Genomic DNA, 21024 nt, shown 5'->3' on the forward strand with positions numbered 1-21024 from the left:
TTTTTAAATCCCGACCTGTACATTCCACAAATCTGAATATAAATTCTTTTTATTTAGTAAAAACTGATGATTTCCGCTCTCAATAATTCTCCCCTTATCAATAACAATGATATTATCAGCATTTTTAATTGTACTTAATCTATGAGCTATAACTATGGTGGTTCTTTTCTTAGTTATTTTTGATAATGATTTCTGAATTAGAACTTCTGTCTCATTATCAACCGAAGCAGTAGCCTCATCTAGTATCAATATAGGGGCGTCTTTTAAAACTGCTCTCGCTAAAGCTATTCTTTGACGTTGTCCTCCTGAAAGTCTTTGACCCCTTTCTCCAACAATTGTTTTGTAGCCATCTGGTAATTCTTCAATAAATTTATGTGCTTCAGCAATTTTTGATGCTTTTACAATTTCTTTAAATTTCGGACTATTTGCGCCATAAGCAATATTTTCCTGAACAGTCCCATGAAATAAATAAGTTTCTTGACTTACTAGAGAAATACATTTTCTTAAATCTTTTAAATTAATGTCCTTTATGGGAATCCCATCTAAAGATATTAAACCTTTATTGTTATCATAAATTCTAAGAAGAAGTTTAATGATTGTACTTTTGCCGGAACCAGTTAATCCAACAATTCCTAAAGTAGAGTTATTGGGAATTTTAATATTAATATTCTTTAAAGTTGACTCTCTACAAGGATAATTAAAATTCACATTTTCAAAACTAATATCTCCTTTGATATTTTTTGAGTCAATTTTTATAGTTCCATCTTTTATTTTTATAGGCGTATCAATAAGATCTATTACTCTATTTATTGATGCCATTGAGCGTTGAAAATCATCTAATACATGCCCTAGAGTAGTCAAAGGCCATAACAATCTTTGAGTAATAAAAACTAAAAAACTATATGTCCCTACATTAAGTACCTTATTCCAGGTTTGAAACCCCCCGATGAGTAGGATGGCTATAAAAGCAAATAAAATAGCAAATCTTATTAACGGAATAAAAGCAGATGATAATTTTATTGCGGATTTATTACTTCTTTGATATGCAAGACTTTCTTTATTTAATCTATTAAGCTCCCAATTCTCTTTTGCAAAGCTTTTTATTGTAAGAATACCACTTAAATTATTATTTAATCTTGAAGCCAAAAGACCTGCTTTATTTCTAACATCTTTATATTTTGGAGAAAGTCTTCTTTGAAATCTTATTGATCCAACAAAAATCAAAGGGATAGGTAAGAAAGCGAATAATGCAATTTTTGGTGCAACAAAAATCATCGTTCCACCAATAATTAAAACAGTAATAAATAATTGAATAAGTTGATTAGCACCTTGATCAAGAAACCTCTCCAGTTGATTTACATCATCATTTAAAATAGATAGAAGTCTACCAGTATTGTCGTTTTCGAAGAAAGCCATATCTAGTTCTTGAATGTGTTTATAGGCCTTTATTCTTAATTTATGTTGTGATATTTGGGCTAAATTCCTCCATAAAACAGAATATAAATATTCAAAGAAAGATTCCGCTGACCATACTATTCCAGAAACAAATGCAAGAAATATCAATTGACTTGGAACTTCTTTTATCCCAAAACTAGCAAACCAAGAATCCTGTTCTTTAACTACAATATCCACTGCAAGTCCGATAATTACTGGCGGAGCTAAATCTAAAATTTTATTTATTATCGAACTAACAAATGCAAAAAAGACAAGCTTCCTTTCATCTATTAAATTAAGATAAAGCCTTACTATAGGGTTCTGATTAGAAGTAGATCTCATTATCTATTTATCATAAATTAAATTTTTTCTTAGTTTCTAACTTGCATTTATTAATTGCTTTTTGATGACTATTATTTTTTATAAATTCTTCTAAATAGCAATCACAAGTATCTGTTGCAATTTCTTCGTTGTAATCTATTTTTGCCTTTAACATTTCCTCCTTAAAATTTTGTATACAAAATAAATTAATAATAGAAGAATTTTTTATTTGGGCTAAATATTCAATATTTAAATTTCCAAATAATAGAAAAAAGTTTACAAAAACAAAAACTTTTTTTTGAGTAGATCTCATGATCTAAATTTAATTTCTGATTCTTAATTTTCTCAATTTATTCCTAACTTCACCATGCAAATCTTTTGGTAAATCAACCAAACTATATTCATTAAATATTTGTATCTTGCCTATAGATCTACCATTAATATTTGTAGAGTTACATATAGAAGAAATTATATTTGATACTCTAACTCTATCCATTTTGCCGAAATTAAATTTATAGGTTTCAAAAGAATCATTTTGATAATTATTCCTTCTATTTATATTTCTCATCCGATTATTTCCACTTCCATTTCTATTAGATCTATTACGATCAGAATTATTTTGTTTATAAATCCAAGATTCATCTTCATTTAGAAAAAAGGATTTATTTCCTATTGCTAAATTAATAGCTGCCATTGCAATGTTTGATTCATTCATAGAATATTTTTCTCTTAAGATGTCAAGAATATCGATCATCAAAGCTTTTTTTTCTTCGTTATTTTCTTGAGCAAGTGAAATTTCATTTAAATTTGAAATTAATTTCCCCATCCTTTTTTCGTTAATTAATTTATTATTCGGTATCTCAATTTCTTCTATCTTATTTCTTGTAGAGTTTTCCAAGTTCCTTAGAAAATGTTTTTCTCTTTGATTAACAAATAAGATTGCTTCTCCAGATCTACCAGCTCTCCCTGTTCTTCCAATTCTATGAGTATATGTTTCCTTATCGAAAGGGAAATCGTAGTTTATAACAAGTTTAATCCTTTCAACATCTAGTCCTCTCGCTGCCACATCAGTGGCTACAAGAATATCAATAAATCCTTTTTTTAATCTATCAACTGTATTTTCTCTTTGATTCTGTGGAATATCACCGTTAAGTACAGCCACACTATGGCCTGAATTTTCCAATGCTTCAGCTATAGAAGTAGTAAGTAATTTTGTCCTCACAAATATTATTACTCCTTCATTAGTAATTTCTAATATTCTTTTTAGAGCTTCTAACTTATGGTGTCTTTGAACATTAATATATCTTTGGGTAATTAATTGAGTTTCTTTCTTTACGCTTTTAATAAGTATCTCAGCTGGATCATTAAGATATTTTTTTGCTATGTTTCTTATCTCATTTGGCATTGTTGCAGAGAACAATACCATTTGTTTGTTTTCTGGAAGTTTATCTATTATCCATTCAATATCTTCAAGAAATCCCATTTTCAACATTTCGTCAGCTTCATCAAGGACTAGACAATTTATATTATTAATTTTGAATGTGCCTTGTCTAATATGGTCCATTATTCTTCCAGGTGTACCAACAACAACGTCTGTCTTCCTCTTAAGTGATGAGATTTGATTCCTAAAATCAGTCCCTCCATATATTGCTAAAGTCCTTAAATTGGTTGATTCAACACTATAACTCTTGAAAGAATCTGCTACTTGAGTAGCCAACTCCCTTGTTGGGGTCATCACCAAAACTTTAGCGTTTGATTCTTTGTTATTTTCAAGCTTTTCTATTATTGGGAGAGCGAAGGCTGCCGTTTTCCCTGTACCAGTTTGAGCTTGACCTAACAAATCTCTACCAAGCATTAATTCTGGAATTGCGGCTTTTTGTATAGGTGTAGGAATTTTATATCCTTTATTTTCCAATGAATTTAATATTAATTTATTAAACCCAAAGCAAGCAAACCCTTTTTCAATATCTTCCTTCTCGGCAGAAAGTTTATCTTCAGAAATAATTTTCAAATTATTTTCTATTTCTTTTGAATCGTGTTTAGAACTAGTTTCTTCCCCAAAATTATCTTCATCTTTCTCTTCCAATTGTTTTTGTTTATTTGATGCCATGAAAAATGCCTGATTATCTTCTGATCAGGCACTCAACATTTATCTAAAAATCTTAAATTGTTGATTAGCCTTTCAGAGCCGAGTTTCTAATCTAGCATCTAGAGGTTGAAATCCTGCTATTTGCTAGTAATTCAGTTTTAATTTAAATAATAAATATCTAAAAGTTTCTTGGCTCTAGTTATTGCTGTATAAAGCAATCTTTTCTCATAATTATCCCTGAAGAATATATTTTCACTTTCTTTTTTATCGCTATTTATGGATTCATCTAATTTAGTTTTTTTAAGCCATAAAATACTTACTTTCTCAGATTCACTCCCTTGGGATTTATGAATTGTAATTGCAATTGCTGGAACTATATTTTCTAAATTTGATGGGTCTATTAACTGAACAACAAGCTCATTATTATCATTAAACTTCCTAAAAAGGTATTTCCTATTATCATTATTTCCAATTAAAACTCCAATATCTCCATTTGATATGCCAAGCTCATAATTATTTTTAGTACACATAATTGGTAAACCTTCTTCAAGATTTTTAAAATCATAAGGTTTTGTTTTTCCAATAACGGTATCGTTTATATCTTCAACACTCCAATTTCCTGTATTCTTTTCGCATAAAATCAAATGACTTTGTAAATCAAATAAAATTTTATTAACTAAATCTTTTTCATGGGATATTAAGTTATCAATATTATTATCAAAAATATATTTTTTATTACTTAAATTTGATGTTGATTTTCTTAATTTTGAAAGATTATTTTTGATAATATTCAAAAGCTCTATAGGAATATTTGTATTATTACTTTTTAAAATATTTATTTCTTTGATTTTTTTTTCTTTTTCTAATTCATTGATCTTTTTATTAAATAAAGAATTATTATTATTAAATACAAGATTACTAAGTAATGAAATATCCCCACTATTTCTATAAGTTTTTTTTAGATTAACTATACAAGAATTTATTAATTTATTATCAGAATATTCAAATAAATAATTCCATATAGAACAATTTTTAACTGGAGATAATTGATTTCTATCTCCAACAAGAATGATTTTGCAATCTTTAGCTATTAAATCTAAAATTGTTTCGATTATATCAATATTTACCATTGACATTTCATCAATTATGAAAATATCTAGTTCCTTTAATTTAAATTTAAATTCAATAGCTTTATTATTAGAATTGAAAATCCATTTATGTAAAGTTTGACATTCTATTTGATCAAGACTATTACTTAAAAGGATATCTTTTTGTTGATTAAGAGATTCTTTAAGTCGAGATGTTGCTTTACCTGTAGGTGCGGCAAGTCCTATGTTTAAATAAGTATCACTTTTCAAGCAATAGAGTATAAAATTTATAATCATAGTTGTTTTGCCTGTACCGGGTCCTCCTTGCAAAAAAACCAAATTTGAACTTTTAAAAATATTTTTTATTTGATCAAGCTTATTATCATTATTCGAATTTATTGCAATTTTGTCTATTTTTTTTAAGAAGGCATTAAGAACTCTTTTTATTTTCCGAGACCATTTTACTAATGTTAATTTTCTATTATTAAATACGAATGGGGAATTAACTGAATTTAATAATCCTATATCCTTAAGAACTTTTAAATGAATATTAGGCCATCCATCTTTTAATAATTCAAAACCTACTACAGTCTTATCTACGTCTATTATGGTTTCACCATTTTTCTCAAGTTCTAATAATATTTTTAATGTGTCCTTAACATAATCTCCATATTTTTTTTCATTAAATTTAAGTATATCCTTTAGAAGATTAAAGATATGAATATATTCAAATTCTTCAATATCTTGTTTTTTATAATTCATTTAAAAATATTATCCAGATAACTAATCCTATTAATAGGAGCTTGGCTTATAAAAAGACCTGGAGTGTTATCTGTCTCAACAGATTTTTCAAATAAATTGATATCTGGTAATCCTTTTAAAAACAAGTATATATATCCCCCTAGATGAAGATTAGGTTGATAATTTTTTAATCTCCACTTTAATAATCGGTGTAAAGCCAATAAATAAAGATGAGCTTGTAATGGATAATGATGTTTAATCATTTCTTTTTTCATATTTTCATAGTGATAATTTTTAGGGAAACAATCACTATTTTCTTTACTAGAAATAAAATTACTTTTCCAATCAATTACCCACCATTTACTATCCTCTAACGTATTTCCTAAAGGTATTACACAATCAATACAACCTGAATGAAAACCTTTATTTAGAATTTGAAGATCATTGATTTTAGTTGCATACTCTTTACCAAATTCAAATTCTTGATCTAATAAAAAACTTTTTGCAATATCGTTCGAATTTATACTTTTCCCATTATAAGAGAGTGGTAAATCATACTTAACTTCCTTCAGAATATTATTTGAAGAGATATCAATTAATCTTTTATTAAGTAATTTTTTTCCAAACGAAACATTTATGATTCGAAAAATTCCTTCTCTCACTTTTAATGCAAAAGAAGAATCAATTTGAAAGAAATTTAATTCTTCAATTATTAATTCAAGTAATTTCTCAGGGGTATCATTTTGAAAATCAAATCTCTCTAATATTTTATGCAAACAAGTACCAGCAACAGTTCCTTTAGGAAAATCACTTAAGGGATTAGGAAGGTTTAAATATTTAGGATTATTATCTGATTTAACTAATTGAGTCTCCTCGATAGTCTTAAGAATTGAAATGTTATCTTCATAATCCTTGTATAGACTAGAAGACGATTCTGTTTTTTTATCTTTTCTTATCCAAGAGGAATAACTTGAAAAAGAAATAACATCTTCGGGAGAACTCTTTCTTATTTCTTTTGTATTAACTTTATTTATCTTCCAAAGATTATTATTTAAGCTAGAAAGATTAAATTTACTAGAAATTTCTTTAATATTCATTTTTACTACTTTATCTTCTCTTTTAGAATTAATAATATGAATATTTTTTAAGTTTGGTAGTAAATCATTATTAAGGATATTATCTGTATTCTCAATATCATTAAAAATAATAAGCTTATATTTACTTCTTGTAAGAGCCACATAAATTAACCTTTCACTCTCTTTAAATAAATCTCTTTCCTCTATCAGCTTAAGTCCCTCCACCTTACTGTAATTATTAGAAATATTGATATATATAGACCTATCCAAATTTGATTTCCATATTGGACCTTTAGTTTTTTTTGACTTATTAGAAATAATAGAAAGGTATGGACATACAACAACGTCATATTCCAGTCCCTTGCTGTTATGAATTGTCGAAAGGTTAATTCCATTTTGGAGATTATAATCTTTCGCCATATAATCTTCTCCAGTGCAAATTCTTAAAGAATCATCTAACTGATTTTGATACCACTTAAATACTTTGTTTAAATTAAAGTTATTATTTATTAATTCAATTTCAATTATTTCAGACAATTGAAATAAATTTGCATATAAATCCACTTCATTTTTAATTGAGGATGACTTGTAATTAATAATGAGTTCATTAACTACGGTTAGGAATCCTTTTTCTCTTAATTCTAGAGACCATAGAATGCATTGATCAGTTAAATTTTTTATCTTTTTACTAATTTGATGATCAATTAATTCTTCAACATCTATTTCTATAAATTTAGATGTAGCTAACAAACTTATATTTCTAAAAAGCCTTGGCGATAACAATGTTTCAATAAAAAGCAATAAAAGACTACTTGCCTCAGTATCAAAAATATTTTGTTTATTTTTAATTTGGCATGGGATATTGAACTTTAATAATTTGTTTTTTAATTCTAAACATTGAGAATTATATAAGGTTAGTATTGAAATTTTATTAATATCAATTTCCTGATTATTTAACAGAAAATCAACTATATATTCAGTTACAAATTGTTCAATATCAATTTCTTTATTAGAGAATTGTACAATTTCAAATGGACTCTCAAAATCAAATTTATAATTAATACAATTCTTAATTCTAGAATTTAATTTCTTGTAATTTAGGTTTGATTCTTTAAGTCCATTTTTATATAGGTTATTAATAAAATCAAGTAAATCATTTGATGATCTATAGTTATTTATAAGACTAAAAACCTCTTTAGCACTAGATTTAGCGTCTAAATAAGTTTCAATATCTCCACCTCTAAATTTATATATCGCCTGTTTTGGATCTCCAACACATAGTAAAAAGTGATTTTTGTTATTAAAAAATTTATTTATAATGTTCCACTGAACATTATCAGTATCTTGAAACTCATCTACTAAGACACATTTAAATTTATTTTGAATATCAGAAAAACTTCTATCATTACAAATATCTGAAGATAAATATTTATATTCAACAGTCTTTATCAAATCATTAAAGTTAAATATAGATAAACTTTTTTTTGTAGTAATTAGATTTAGATAAGCTAACTGGACAAATATTCTTACAAATTCGGTATAAATACCTTCTTTTATTTTATAAATTTTATCTTGTAGTAATTTAAATCTACTAAAATCTAAACTAAGATTAAATTTATTAATTTCCTTATTAATATTTTTATTATAAAAATATTTAAATAAAAGATCTTCTTTAGAAATATCATACAAAAGTTGACTTATATCTTCCGAATCAAGCCTTAGATTTATCTGTTCTATCCATTCGTTTATCTGAGTAAACTTATTATTTCTTGGTTTGGATGAATATATTTGACTCTTACCTCCAATTCCCTTTATTAATTTGCCTAATTCAATAAGCTGTAGAAATAATTCTTCGCCTTCATTATTCCATTCATTACAAAACTCTCTCCATTCAACAACCAAAAATTCTTTTAAATAATTAGATATATTAATATTTTTATATTTATTAGTTATTTGAATTTTGCAAATGTTTTCTTGGTCGAGATTTTTTAAAATATCAACAAAAAATGATTTGTTGATTTTACTACCGTATATAGAACTTATTTTCTTTTGACTAACTGCAGAAATTATTTCTGGATCAAGATTTAAAAATTCCTCAATCCACAAATCATTTACTATATCTTGATATACATTATCTATATTATTTTCAATAAATGGATCTTGAGGGGAACCAATATCTATACTATATTCTTCTAAAATATTATTACAAAAAGCATGAAATGTAGTTACTTTTAATTTATAAAATGCATTAACAAAATTATCAATCTCAAATATTATATTTTCTGGATATTTTTCTTCCTTATGGTATTTATCATACCATTCTAAAAGAGTATCATCTATTTCAGTATCATCATGATTCTGTAAAAACGATTTTAGTTTATTAAATCTTGAGAGTATTTTATCCTTTAATTCTGAGCATGTGTTTTTTGTGAAACTTAATAAAAGTATTTCCTCAGGTTTAATTTTTTTCTCCAAAACATTTCTTAAAACAAGATGAGCTAAAGTAAAACTTTTACCAGTCCCAGCACTTGCTTCTACTAATTTAAAATTATTATCTAACTTAATTTGATTAATATTCATAATCTTGTTTAATTAATATTTAACTTTATCTTTGTAAAGAATGTAATCTTTAAATTTATTTTTTAAATATTGATCTTCTAAGCTAATCTTAAATTTAATAATCAAGATAAGACTAAGTGTTAAACATAAATAATAAAAAGATAACTTAATTAAAAAAAAGCCAAAAGAAATAAGTATTATTGAATAATACATAGGATGACGAATTAATCGATAAATACCTGTAGTAATTAAGTTACCGTTAGCTATAGGTGTTGGGAAAGGAGATAAATTTCTACCTAAGTCTTTAATTGCTATTAAAAGAACAATCGATGCGATTAGTACAATTATGTAGCCAACAAAACTAAATTTAGAATTATCTTGAATTAGTTTTATCTTAGGAAAAGATTCATATTCTATAAAATGAAGAATGATAATAAAAAACTGTAAAATAACAAGGATTATTTCATTAGAAGTTTTAAGATAAACTTTTAAATTTAATTTAGACATTATTTATTTCTTAATGCTTCAAATAAAGGGGCATATAATCGCAATGATAAATCATCAAATTTATCATTTTCAAAAAAGAAATTAGGTTCTTTTTTATTTCCAAAACACAATTGTATTTCAGTATTGTCTCTTTCTCCTTTGGTAAAACTTTTATTTCCTATCCATCTATCTGAAAAAGCTTTTTTCTCATTTTTTGATTGCATTTTTGCCTCAACATATTTATATGTGCTTTCTGGAGGAAGAGGAAGGCATTTTTCAGAAAAATTCTTAAAAATATTTATATATTCTTCTAATATTTTCCTTGCATAATATGGGTCGGGTGATTGAAGAATTTCTGATTTATATAGATTTTCTTTTCTAAAAATTACTTTTGTCTTTGCTATTTTCTTATCTAAAGACGAAATAAAGAGCAATTTAATCCAAGCCTCTGACAAACGTTTCAAAGTAAGTTTTGAATGAATCAATTCAATAACTACTTCACCTGCAATAAAATATTCTAGTTTATTTGAATTTGATTTAATATAAGTTCTATCAATATTATTGTTTTGACTCAAATTTGTAGCAAGACTCAAAACCAAATCTTTTATCTCTTTTTCTTTTGAAAAAATACTTTTTTTTGGGGCAATTATACCATTTTCAATAAATTGTTCTCTTATGTTCAAATTTTTTAATTCATCAATACAATTATGGTTATCAATTTCTATTTTCTGAATTAAATTGTTAACTAATTGAGACTTCTGGAAATTAGTAACATACTCGTCATCTGGATGATGAATAAATATTCCTTTAGGAGAAATATTGTTTTTGTTGAGCCAATAAAGCTGAGGAGTCTTGAACCAATAAATCAATTCGGATAATTTAAAATTCTTACAATCAAATTTTTTTTCTTCCCAATCAATTTTGTCAATTAACGTATAATGACTTGTGAAGGTATTCTCTTCAGTTTTACTAAATTGCTGTTTATCATAATCAAAATATTTGATAATAGACTTTCTTTGTTTAATAGTTAAAAAACTCTCAAAATAGTTTATGAGCTCTTTTATTGGATAAGAAATATCTAATTTTTTATTATCTTTATCATTATTGACCCAAGAAACTATAAGTTGTTTCCTGCATGAAATTAGTAATTCAAGGAAAAAATATTTTTCTCTATCAAAAACTGATGGATCTCCAAGAGAGTATTTTTTATTTAAAATGTTTATATTTTCTTTTATTGTTAATCTTGGATAATAAACATTATTCATATTAATTAAGAAAATAGTATTACGAGGTATTAGTCTAATCTTCTCAATATCGCTAACTAATATCTTATTTATATAAGATTCATTTTTATACTTAGAATTATTTATACATGAAATTAATATTTCTCTAAAAACATTCAAAACAATTATTTGATCTGATTGATAAGAAATAGAGTAATTATTCATTACTCTATATAAATCACATATTTCTAAATAAAAATTTTGATGAAAATCATTAACATCATTTAATATGTACTTAATCTTTTTAACCCAAACTGAGTAACTAAATGATCCTCTTAGTAAGTTAATATATTCTTTCAATTTAATTAATATCTTAACCCATTTATTCAAATCTAAACTTATATTCTTAGGACTAAATGATTTAAGATTATTGTTTATAAAATTAAATTCTTTATCATAAATAAGGCCTAATATAATTCTATTTATACACCACTCAAGAGAATTTTTTTCTTCACCTAACCTTTCATTACTATCTAAGCCCCAATGAAACCCAACTTGATTTAAAAGAAGAATAATCTCCTCCTTCTCTTTCATATCAAAATTAAAAATATTCTGAGTAAAGTCCTGAGAAAGAAAATATTCTATTTTTTCAAGTGTAATTTTTTCGCCTGCTAATTGAGTAATATTTAATAAGAAATTATATATATTTGAAGAATCTTCATAATCTCCCTCAATAAAAAAATAAGGTAGCTTTTGACCATTTATTAATTCGTTATTAAAGATATACTTGAGGAAAGGCTTTATTAAACCAGTTTGAGGAGATACTATTGCGATATCACTATATTTTATTTCTTCACAAGTTTCTAGTATCTCAATGATTTTATTCCTAACAAATTCTAATTGACTTAATTGATTAAAATGACCTCTAAATATAATAGAATCATCTCTTTCATTTATTATAAAATCATATTTTTTATTATCAATTAATCTTTTCTGTATTTGATTAATTAAAGGAACGTCTTTCTTTCTAGAAGAATTAATAGTTGGATCAATATATATTGATTTGGTGTTCAAATTTATATCTTCAATATTAGAGGTTTCTTCAATTAATTTCTGGTAATTAGCTCCAAATTTACCAAATATACCTTCAATACTTGCATTATTTAAATATAATTTATTTTCAATCCCACCAAAATCAACTTCTCCTTCAATAGAATTTATTCTGTTCCATAAATTATCTCCTACAGATAGTAAATATAAATTTACTTTAGTAAATTCAGCTAACTTTGAATAAAAATCAACATGTAATCTAGATAAATTATTATCAGAGATAATATAAATACATTTAGGTATTTTATTTTTATAATTTTGTAATTTTTTTATATTTTTGATTACCTCAATCATGTATAAACATGACGGTTTTTCCGGCATTTTCTTCTGAAGTAACTTAAATAAAATTGGTTGCCAATACTCATTTGAATTTAAATTATTAAAAAGATTTTGGGAATTCAAATCATATTTATGCCAATTAGATATCATTTCAGGTCTAAAAATAAGATAATCAATAAAATTATTTGCAATCTTTTTTGTCAAATTATAGATATCTCCATCAATTATCTTTTTATTGTTCAAAAATTTATTAATCCAATTACGTATTGGTAATGATTCTTTATAGCTATCTAATTCTTCAAATGAATCTATAATTCCCCACTTTATGGACTCAAAATTCCATACCCCCATATCAATCTCAGGGAATAAATTTGTTAATAAAGTTTCAGTATAATTTGATATCGTCTTTAATTCATAAAGAGCACTTATTTGATTACTTACAGTTATTTCATTCCACAACCACTTTCCTAAAAAATAATTAGGAACAGCTATATCAAGTTTTTCTGTTATTAAAGGAGGACTAATTATTAATTCTTTAGCTAAAAGCTGACTAATAACTTCAATTTTATTTGAATTATAAATATTAAGCAATTTTCTATTATTAATTCTTACTCAACTTTTAGTGGATCAGTAATTTCATTATTGGGACATTCAAATTCTCCTACCGCGACGAATTCTAAGCGAAGCTTTAAGAAAGTAATAAATTTCTTATCTGTAGAAATTACGGCTGCTGGAGTATTTGGGATTTTTTCAAAAAGATCTACAAATTTTGAAGATTTTAAAAATGAAGGATTTTTTAAAAGCCAAAAATCTATTTCCTTTTTGTTTTCTTTGTAGTTACGCGCTCTCTCTTTTAAAATTTCGTGAAGGGGTTCTTCAACTGTCAAAAATTTCTCACTTGCTGCAACGAAAAAATAAGTTGTCATTTTTTAAAAAATTAATTTGTTGAAATAAGGGCCTTCATTTCGCTAACAGCCCTCTCTAGGCCAACGGCTAGAGCCCTAGCAACAATACTATGCCCGATGTTTAACTCATTGATATTGTTAATTGACGCAATCTTTTCTGCATTTTGGTAATTAAGTCCATGCCCTGCATTAACAACTAAGCCAAGATCAAATGCATAATGGGTAGATTCGATAATTTTTTGGAGTTCCACATATCTTTCTTGCCCTTTTAATTCAGAGTATTTACCAGTGTGTAATTCTATAAAGTCGAATCCTATTTCTGCTGAAGAATTAATCTGCTCACTTAATGGATCGATAAAAGCACTTACTTCAATATTTGAACTTTTTAAACTGGTAACGTAATCTTTAAGATATCTCTGATTATTTTTTACATTTAATCCTCCCTCAGTTGTAACTTCCTCTCTTTTTTCTGGTACAAGTGTAACGAAATCTGGAAGTAATTTTTTAGAAATTTTCAACATCTCTTCAGTAGCAGCCATTTCTAAATTTAGTTTAGTTTTAATAGTCTCTTTTAAAAGGAATATATCTCGATCTTGTATGTGCCTTCTATCTTCTCTTAAATGGACAGTTATTGAATCTGCTCCTCCTAATTCTGCCAAGAAAGCGAATTGAACTGGATCTGGCTCAACAGTCCTTCTAGCCTGACGAACATTCGCGATATGATCTATATTTACTCCTAATGTTGCCATAAATTTATAAATTTAGTTTAGACAATCAACTAACCGACTAATAATAGCTAATAAAAAATTACAATCGTATAATTTATTAATATACTATAAATTGAAATTGAAGAAAATTAATATTGATTTCTGTGATGAGATTAACCCTTTTTTAGGTTTGATCGCAATGTTTATAACCCAGGATATTATTGTAAAAATATTTTTTAAAGAAAAAATTATTAAAAACAGAATTTTAATACCTCATAATAGATCAGTTATTCTTGCTCCAACCCATAGATCAAGGTGGGATGGATTAATTCTTACTATGGCCATGGGTAGGAGAGTTACAAAAAAAGACTGTAGATTTATGGTTACGAATTCTGAAATGACAGGAATACAGGGCTGGTTTTTAAAGAGACTTGGTTGTTTTTCAATAAATCAAATTTCCCCCTCTTTTTCAGTTTTAAGATATGCAGTAAACCTCATTGTCAAAAAAAGACAACTTGTTGTTTTTCCTGAAGGAAGAATTAATAAATACGGAAAAAAAATAGCTCTCAAGGGAGGGCTATTTAGACTAGCCAAATTAGCGACAAAAAAAATAACTAATATAACCATAATTCCTATAGGGATTGCTTACAGTGAGGTAAATCCAAAGCTTAGAAGTAAAGTTTCTCTATGTTTTGGAGAGCCCTTGATTGTTAATGATCAAATGGATTTATCAATTAGTGAATTTAATGAAAAATTACATGAAAAAATGAAAACCGCTGAAAACGAAGCATTAAAAAATGTCGGTCGATGAATCTATAATCAGTTAGTATTAATTAGTATTAAATTGAATAAATCAAAAGAATATGAAATTCTTAAAATTAATTCCAATAATCTTTATATTTTTAGGAATATTTCCCTCTTCAAACTTAATTTATGCGGAGGGTCAAGATCCAAATTCTTATAAAGTACTCTCAAATAATAATAAAAAGCTTTCAATTAAAAACGTTCAAGCTTACATAACCGAAGGAGATACTTTTATCGAAAAAGGTAATTTTGATGAAGCTAAAAGCTCATATGATAAGGCACGAAATTTAGCGAAACAACTCGCAGGCTTTTATAGAGATTTAAATGGCGCCTTTAGAGGACTAGATTCTCGAATCCCCGATGAAACAGGTGAAAAGGGTAGGGAATCGATAAGGATTTGGGCAGAGTCTAATGCAAGATTAGTAGCACTTTACAAGAGAAGGAATCAGCCAGAAGTTGCCGTTCCTTTACTTGTAGAGATCATCAGATTAATGTCTCCAAAAAGCTCAACAGGGAAAGAGGCTTATAAAGATTTAATCCAGCTTGGTTTTGTTGAAACACCCTATAGAGGATCCTAGGAAACGTAATGACCACTAGATACGAAGTAATTAACCTGATAAAACAGAAAATTTCCGATTCTGAAGTTTTTGTTGAAAATCTAAAAGGAAATGATCATTTGCAAGTAACAGTAATTTCAGCTGAATTTAATGGATTATCATTAGTTAAACAACACCAATTAGTTTATTCTGCCCTAAAAGAAGAATTAGCTTCAGAAGCTATTCATGCTTTAGCACTAAAAACGGAAATCCCCAATTAAATTATGGAAAACCTTACTAAAAATAAAATCCAAAAACTTATCGACTCTAGTCCTGTTATGGTCTTCATGAAAGGAACTAAATTAATGCCTCAATGTGGATTTTCAAATAATGTAGTTCAAATTCTTAATTCACTGGGAGTAGAATTCGATACTTTTGATGTCTTGAGTGATTTTGAGATAAGAGAGGGCATAAAAGAGTATTCTGAATGGCCGACAATTCCTCAAGTGTATCTAAAAGGAGAATTCTTAGGAGGTTCAGATATTCTTATTGAAATGTACAATTCAGGAACTTTAAAAGAAAAGATTGAAATCGAATTAGCATCTTAAAATATTTACTAAGTATAAATACCGTAATTAAGTTAATAAAAATTAATATTTTAAAACTTTTTTTTATCAAAAAACCCCTTGTTTTCCTCACCATCTGGATTTATAAAACTCGATGGATCTAGTATCCATCTTTCAATTAATCTTTCTAACTTTTCCTGATCTTTCGGCTCTAAAGTATTGCAATTCCTTAATGCTTGAAGATAACCATCGCTAAATAATTTTAAGTCTGAGGGAGTATGAAATCTAGTTACAAGGTCTTGGCAACTATCGCAGATTGATTGAAAATGGCGAATTGATATTGGATTTTCAAATGATGTCATAATTCGATAGATTCTGATTTTTAATTAGCATTTGTTATACCTTATTAAGGATAAACAAAAAATTGCCCAGCCAAACAGTAATTAAGAATGCAATCAACTGAGCAAATCTTAGCTTCAGCTCCTGGTAACTCCCAATTGCCCTCGACCTCTCAAACCCCTTCGAGAGTTCTTGTTGTTGAACCTCACCCCACACTAAGAACTGTCTTAGTGCAAAGACTCCGTCAAGATGGCCATTTAGCCGCCGCAGTCGGATCAGCGAAAGAAGCTGTAGACTTATGCAGAGAGCAGTCTCCAGACTTGTTAGTAAGCGCTGAAATATTAGAGCAAAATACTGCCATGAGATTAGCTAAACAATTAGGTTGTTCAGTAATTGTTCTCACGGCGAGATCGGGAGTTGAAGCATTAGTCAGCTTATTAGATGAGGGTGCTGATGACGTTTTGAGAAAACCTTTTGGATTAGAGGAATTAGCAGCAAGATGTAGAACACTTCTAAAAAGGGGTCGGATAGGCTTACAGGAGAAAGTTGCAGTAGGTCCTTTAGAGGTGCATCTATTACTAAGACAAGTTACCCTAAGTGAAAAGCCTGTAGAATTAAGCCCTAGAGAGTTTGCCTTGCTTTGTGCTCTTCTTATGCCCCCAGGGATGATTAGGAGCCGCCAAGAGCTTCTAAGGTTGGCTTGGCCTCCATTTAGCGGTGGACCAAGATCAGTTGACACTCAAGTTTTGACATTGCGTAGAAAATTAGAGCAGGCAGGATTAGGAGAGGGAGGAGGTATTACTACGGTTCGACAACAAGGATATAGATTTAGTATTGATAATATTTAAATTACAAAAGCTATTATTTCTCCAGCAATCATCAAAACAGACATGTAAGTTAATAATTTATATGTCCACAAAGGCGAAATAAACGATATTTTTTCTATATTTAATTTTGTTTTGTTTTCAACTATAGATACAAACCTTTCTAGATTTTCAATCCTCTGTGGGACAAGAAAACTTTCATTTTTATTAGTAATGAAGTAGTGGACCTTGCTCCCTTGGCTCGTTGGCAAAGATTTGATTAATTTAATATCTTTCCAAAAAATTTCCCAATTTTCTTTTCCAAAAATTTTAGAAATAAAACTTGTTTGATAAGAAATTTTTTTATCACATGTGTATACATAATCATTTGTTATATTAAAAATCAAAAAAAGTCCAAAAGTAAAAGTTATTATTGAGGGTATTTTTAAATTTTCACTTGAAATAAACGGAATAGGAATCGTAAGAGCAAAATATAATGTAATAAGAGAACTTCTAACAAAAAAAAGAGTTTTAAATTTTTCTGTCATCTTATTGAAATTATTGAAACTGGTTAGTCTGGCAAATTAAAACTATTTATATTTAATTTAGATCCTATTTTGTGAGCGCAAGCATAACCACTAAACGCTACTGCATTCAGACCTTGTCCGGGGAAACATGAATCGCCGACGCAATAGAGGTTTCTAATTTTTGTAGTATTGAATGGCATGGGGAGTAGTCCCAATAATTTTTTATTAGGAATTGGTCCATAACTACCTTCGAATCTTCCAAGGAATTTCTTATGAGTTCTTGGAGTGCCAATTTCTTTATGATCAATATTTTGATCTAAGTTAGGAATTAATTTAGAAATTTTTTCAATCATAAAATTATAATATAGTTCCTTTTTCTTGATATAGTCTTTTCTTGATAGGTTCTCCCATTCATCGATTGATGAAGGTGTAAAGGTATGGATAATATGTTTACCTTTTGGCGCTAAAGATGGATCTAGTAAGGTTGGAATAGAAATAAAAATCACCCCTTTTTCATTTTCTAATTCATTCCAATTTTCAACAATAATATGATGACAATTAAAATCTTTATCTATTAAATCTTGATTAACACCAAGGTGAATTGAAACAAAAGATGGCGAAGGTTTATAAGTTTCTGACCATTTATGTTCATTTTTTGGAACCGAATCACTTTTAATTAGTCCTTTTTTTTGATTATCAAGTCCAAAAGTGTCCCATCTTGTAGAGTTAGACACGATAATATTTGAGTAGATTTCTTCTCCATTTGATAGTTTTACTCCTATCGCTTTTTTATCTTTTAAAAGTATTTCAACAACATTAGCTCTATACCGAATTTTACTGCCTAATTTTTCCAATCCTGAAACTAATTTCTCTGCAATCTTGCCTACTCCCCCTTTTGGATAATTAATACCGCCGGCATGTCTATCGGTAAAAACCATACCTGCATTGATCATTGGAGTTTTAATAGCAGGCATTACTGACCAACAAAAACATTCAATATCAATAAATTTCAAAAGTTCAGGATCATTAATAAACCTTCTTGCAACATCGCCAGCATTTATTGGTAGCCATCTCGCTAAACCTAAACAAGATAGTGGCGCCTTAAAGAAAACCTTAAAAAGATAACTAGGGTCTTCAATTGATAAAAGCGGCATTGAATCTAAACAATTGAAAACATTTGAACAAGTTTTATAAAATTTTTTAATTCCCTCCTTCTCATGTGGAAAACGTTCAGACAATTTACTTATAAATTTCTCGTAACTTTTATCTACAGAAATACTGAATCCATCAGGAAGATGATATTCGAGTTGGACAGGATCAGGGATTGTTTCACATTTTTCATTTACATCCTTTAAAGCGCGAGTTAGCAAATTGGTATATCCAGTCTCCCCAAAACCAAAAATCATAGATGCTCCTACATCAAAGGTATAGCCTTTTCTCTTAAATGATCCTCCGCTACCTCCAGGAATAATATATTTTTCAAGCACTAGAACTTTCGCACCTTTGGACGCTAATTGTGAGGCAGTTACCAATCCCCCTATTCCAGAGCCAATAATAATTGCATCAAAACTTTCTTTATAAGATTGCATTTTTAATTTTTTTAATAATTCATTTTAAGTTATCTAAACAAGTATGTGATCTTTTTCAAAAGATGAATCTAATACTTTTTTAAATTCTTTTAATACTTCTAAAGACCTTTTTTGATATGCTTTATATCTTAGTTTTTTATCCTTTATTTTATTATTTAATTCTGGTACCAAACCAAAGGAAGCAGGCATTGGTTGAAATTTATTTTTTTTCTGCTGAGACATTATTTCATTTTTATTACTTATGAAGTTCATTAAAGCTCCAATCATTGATTCGTCAGGAAAAGTTACTGGACTTTTATTATTAGCTAATAATGAGGCATTTAATCCTGCTAACAAACCACCCGAAGCAGCTGCAGCGTAGCCTTCTGTTCCTGTTATTTGACCTGCTGCAAAAAGATTTTCTCTTTTAAGAAATTGAAGTGTTGGCAAAAGTAATTTAGGAGATTCTAAAAATGTATTTCTATGCATCACTCCAAAACGAACAAACTCAGCTTTTTCTAATCCAGGAATCATCCTAAATATTCTTTTTTGCTCTGACCATTTAAGGTTAGTTTGAAAACCCACCATATTAAGTAATTTCCCCTTAAGATCTTCTTTTCTTAATTGAACAATTGCATGAGGCCTTTTTTTTAATCTATTTTCCCTGTCAAATAAATCTCCCCATTTCGGATTCCACAAACCGATAGATTTCAGAGGTCCATATCTCATTGTGTCAACTCCTCTTCTAGCCATCTCTTCTATGGGTAAACAAGCTTCAAAAAAATTTGCAGACTCTTTTTCAAAATCTTTTAAAGTCGCCTGTTCAGCTTCAATTAAAGCATTTCTGAAATTTAAATAATCTATTTTATTCATAGGACAATTTAAATATGCAGGATCTCCTTTGTCGTATCTACTCGCCCTAAAAGCAATATCGTAATTAATTGTCTCCCCATAAATAATGGGGCTAGCTGCATCAAAAAAATGGCAAGAATCTAAACCAGTAAAGTTTTTTAATTTATTAGCTAATTCATTAGAAGTCAGGGGTCCTGTTGCAATAACAGTGATTCTATTTTTATCTGGAAGATCTAGTTGCTCAAACCTCTTTATCTCCACAAGAGGATGATTCGATAATGTTTGCGTTAATGACTTACTGAATTTAGACCTATCTACTGCTAAAGCTCCTCCAGCAGGCACAGAAAATTCATCTGCCGTATTTATTATCAAAGAATTAAAGGTTCTTAATTCTTCCTGTAATAAACCTGCTGCTCTATCAGTGCTTAAAGCTCCAAAACTATTACTGCACACTAATTCACCAAATTCACTCGTATGATGTGCTGGAGTTGAATGAATGGGCCTCATTTCAACAAGTTTCACTTCTACTCCAGAATTAGCTATTTGCCAAGCGGCTTCACAACCAGCAAGACCAGCTCCTATTACGATAACTTCTTTATTTAACAATTAAATTTAATCCTTTTTTCCCAAAAAATCTCGATTAAATTGTTCTCTTGCGGGTTTTTGTATATTAAAAATAACCCACGCAAGAGCAGCAATAATGGGAGCAAATACGACAAGAGTTCTTAACATTTTAAAATTTTAGTTATTTATTCTTTTTATCCTACCTTTCAAACTTAAATAAAGAGAGAAATTTAAAGTTTTGATGTTTTTAATTAAAAAAATATATTTCAATTGTTCAACTTAGGATATTAAGTTGTTTTTTTGGCCTTTAAAAGGGATAATTTCATATGTACTCGATTTTACATTTGGGTCGCTAGCTCAGCGGTAGAGCATCCGGCTTTTAACCGGCTGGTCCTGAGTTCGAATCTCAGGCGACCCACATTTCAAAAGTCGAGTTTATCTTTATGA

19 protein-coding genes and 1 tRNA gene are annotated in these 21024 nt (G+C 28.1%); 6 read left to right on the forward strand and 14 right to left on the reverse strand.

What is annotated here, in order from left to right; all coding sequences use genetic code 11:
- Positions 1 to 3: 3 nt before the first annotated feature.
- The 9 genes from P9515_RS05760 to P9515_RS05800 all read right to left on the reverse strand — a co-directional run bounded on the left by P9515_RS05760 (position 4) and on the right by P9515_RS05800 (position 14060).
- Positions 4 to 1776, reverse strand: a complete 1773-nt coding sequence (locus tag P9515_RS05760) for an ABC transporter ATP-binding protein (protein WP_011820497.1) — start codon at positions 1774 to 1776, stop codon at positions 4 to 6.
- 10 nt (positions 1777 to 1786) lie between these two features.
- Positions 1787 to 2068 carry a hypothetical protein gene (locus tag P9515_RS05765; RefSeq protein ID WP_011820498.1) on the reverse strand — a complete coding sequence of 94 codons (282 nt, stop codon included), beginning with the start codon at positions 2066 to 2068 and terminating at the stop codon, positions 1787 to 1789.
- A gap of 9 nt (positions 2069 to 2077) precedes the next feature.
- A complete protein-coding gene (locus P9515_RS05770) occupies positions 2078 to 3865 on the reverse strand; it encodes a DEAD/DEAH box helicase (protein WP_011820499.1) in 1788 nt (595 codons plus the stop codon).
- A gap of 137 nt (positions 3866 to 4002) precedes the next feature.
- A complete protein-coding gene (locus tag P9515_RS05775; RefSeq protein ID WP_011820500.1) occupies positions 4003 to 5694 on the reverse strand; it encodes an ATP-dependent DNA helicase in 1692 nt (563 codons plus the stop codon).
- Positions 5691 to 9329, reverse strand: coding sequence for a UvrD-helicase domain-containing protein (locus P9515_RS05780; protein WP_011820501.1), 3639 nt, complete (start codon positions 9327 to 9329; stop codon positions 5691 to 5693). Before P9515_RS05780 ends, P9515_RS05775 begins: the two co-directional genes overlap by 4 nt.
- A gap of 12 nt (positions 9330 to 9341) precedes the next feature.
- Complete coding sequence (locus P9515_RS05785; RefSeq protein ID WP_011820502.1) at positions 9342 to 9815, reverse strand: methyltransferase family protein; 474 nt, start codon at positions 9813 to 9815, stop codon at positions 9342 to 9344.
- Positions 9815 to 12997, reverse strand: a complete 3183-nt coding sequence (locus tag P9515_RS05790) for an exodeoxyribonuclease V subunit gamma (RefSeq protein ID WP_011820503.1) — start codon at positions 12995 to 12997, stop codon at positions 9815 to 9817. The genes P9515_RS05785 and P9515_RS05790 overlap by 1 nt, the downstream gene beginning before the upstream one ends.
- A gap of 17 nt (positions 12998 to 13014) precedes the next feature.
- Positions 13015 to 13332 (reverse strand): MgPME-cyclase complex family protein, encoded by a 318-nt coding sequence (locus tag P9515_RS05795; RefSeq protein WP_011820504.1) that lies wholly within the window; start codon positions 13330 to 13332, stop codon positions 13015 to 13017.
- A gap of 11 nt (positions 13333 to 13343) precedes the next feature.
- Positions 13344 to 14060: a pyridoxine 5'-phosphate synthase gene (locus P9515_RS05800; RefSeq protein WP_011820505.1), complete on the reverse strand. Its 717-nt coding sequence runs from the start codon at positions 14058 to 14060 to the stop codon at positions 13344 to 13346.
- 157 nt (positions 14061 to 14217) lie between these two features.
- Between P9515_RS05800 and P9515_RS05805 the strand changes: the two genes are divergently transcribed.
- Genes P9515_RS05805 through grxD form a run of 4 tightly spaced genes read left to right on the forward strand, consistent with a single transcriptional unit; the run spans position 14218 to position 15966 of the window.
- Positions 14218 to 14829: a lysophospholipid acyltransferase family protein gene (locus P9515_RS05805; RefSeq protein WP_011820506.1), complete on the forward strand. Its 612-nt coding sequence runs from the start codon at positions 14218 to 14220 to the stop codon at positions 14827 to 14829.
- Positions 14830 to 14881: 52 nt separating this feature from the next.
- A complete protein-coding gene (locus tag P9515_RS05810; protein ID WP_011820507.1) occupies positions 14882 to 15400 on the forward strand; it encodes a hypothetical protein in 519 nt (172 codons plus the stop codon).
- A gap of 8 nt (positions 15401 to 15408) precedes the next feature.
- Positions 15409 to 15639: a BolA family protein gene (locus P9515_RS05815; protein WP_011820508.1), complete on the forward strand. Its 231-nt coding sequence runs from the start codon at positions 15409 to 15411 to the stop codon at positions 15637 to 15639.
- A gap of 3 nt (positions 15640 to 15642) precedes the next feature.
- Positions 15643 to 15966 (forward strand): Grx4 family monothiol glutaredoxin, encoded by a 324-nt coding sequence (grxD, locus tag P9515_RS05820; RefSeq protein ID WP_011820509.1) that lies wholly within the window; start codon positions 15643 to 15645, stop codon positions 15964 to 15966.
- A 50-nt stretch (positions 15967 to 16016) separates the two neighbouring features.
- Here grxD and P9515_RS05825 read toward each other — a convergent pair whose 3' ends face one another.
- Positions 16017 to 16286: a DUF6761 family protein gene (locus P9515_RS05825; RefSeq protein ID WP_011820510.1), complete on the reverse strand. Its 270-nt coding sequence runs from the start codon at positions 16284 to 16286 to the stop codon at positions 16017 to 16019.
- Between the two features lie 87 nt (positions 16287 to 16373).
- Between P9515_RS05825 and P9515_RS05830 the strand changes: the two genes are divergently transcribed.
- A complete protein-coding gene (locus tag P9515_RS05830; RefSeq protein WP_011820511.1) occupies positions 16374 to 17111 on the forward strand; it encodes a response regulator transcription factor in 738 nt (245 codons plus the stop codon).
- Here the strand turns inward: P9515_RS05830 and P9515_RS05835 are convergent.
- The 4 genes from P9515_RS05835 to P9515_RS05850 are packed head-to-tail and all read right to left on the reverse strand — an operon-like array spanning position 17108 to position 20745.
- Complete coding sequence (locus P9515_RS05835) at positions 17108 to 17614, reverse strand: hypothetical protein (protein WP_011820512.1); 507 nt, start codon at positions 17612 to 17614, stop codon at positions 17108 to 17110. The two genes, P9515_RS05830 and P9515_RS05835, sit on opposite strands and share 4 nt — an antisense overlap.
- A gap of 23 nt (positions 17615 to 17637) precedes the next feature.
- Entirely contained in the window at positions 17638 to 19182 is a 1545-nt protein-coding gene (gene crtH / locus P9515_RS05840) for a carotenoid isomerase (RefSeq protein ID WP_011820513.1), read from the reverse strand.
- A gap of 33 nt (positions 19183 to 19215) precedes the next feature.
- Positions 19216 to 20619 carry a methylenetetrahydrofolate--tRNA-(uracil(54)-C(5))-methyltransferase (FADH(2)-oxidizing) TrmFO gene (trmFO, locus tag P9515_RS05845; protein ID WP_011820514.1) on the reverse strand — a complete coding sequence of 468 codons (1404 nt, stop codon included), beginning with the start codon at positions 20617 to 20619 and terminating at the stop codon, positions 19216 to 19218.
- 6 nt (positions 20620 to 20625) lie between these two features.
- On the reverse strand, positions 20626 to 20745 hold the full coding sequence (locus P9515_RS05850; RefSeq protein ID WP_011820515.1) for a photosystem II protein Y: 120 nt from the start codon (positions 20743 to 20745) through the stop codon (positions 20626 to 20628).
- Positions 20746 to 20923: 178 nt separating this feature from the next.
- On the opposite strand from P9515_RS05850, the gene P9515_RS05855 reads away from it, so the two are divergent.
- Positions 20924 to 20995: transfer RNA gene (locus P9515_RS05855), tRNA-Lys, on the forward strand.
- The last annotated feature ends 29 nt before the right edge of the window (positions 20996 to 21024 follow it).

Source organism: Prochlorococcus marinus str. MIT 9515, assembly GCF_000015665.1.
GTDB lineage: Bacteria > Cyanobacteriota > Cyanobacteriia > PCC-6307 > Cyanobiaceae > Prochlorococcus_A > Prochlorococcus_A marinus_P.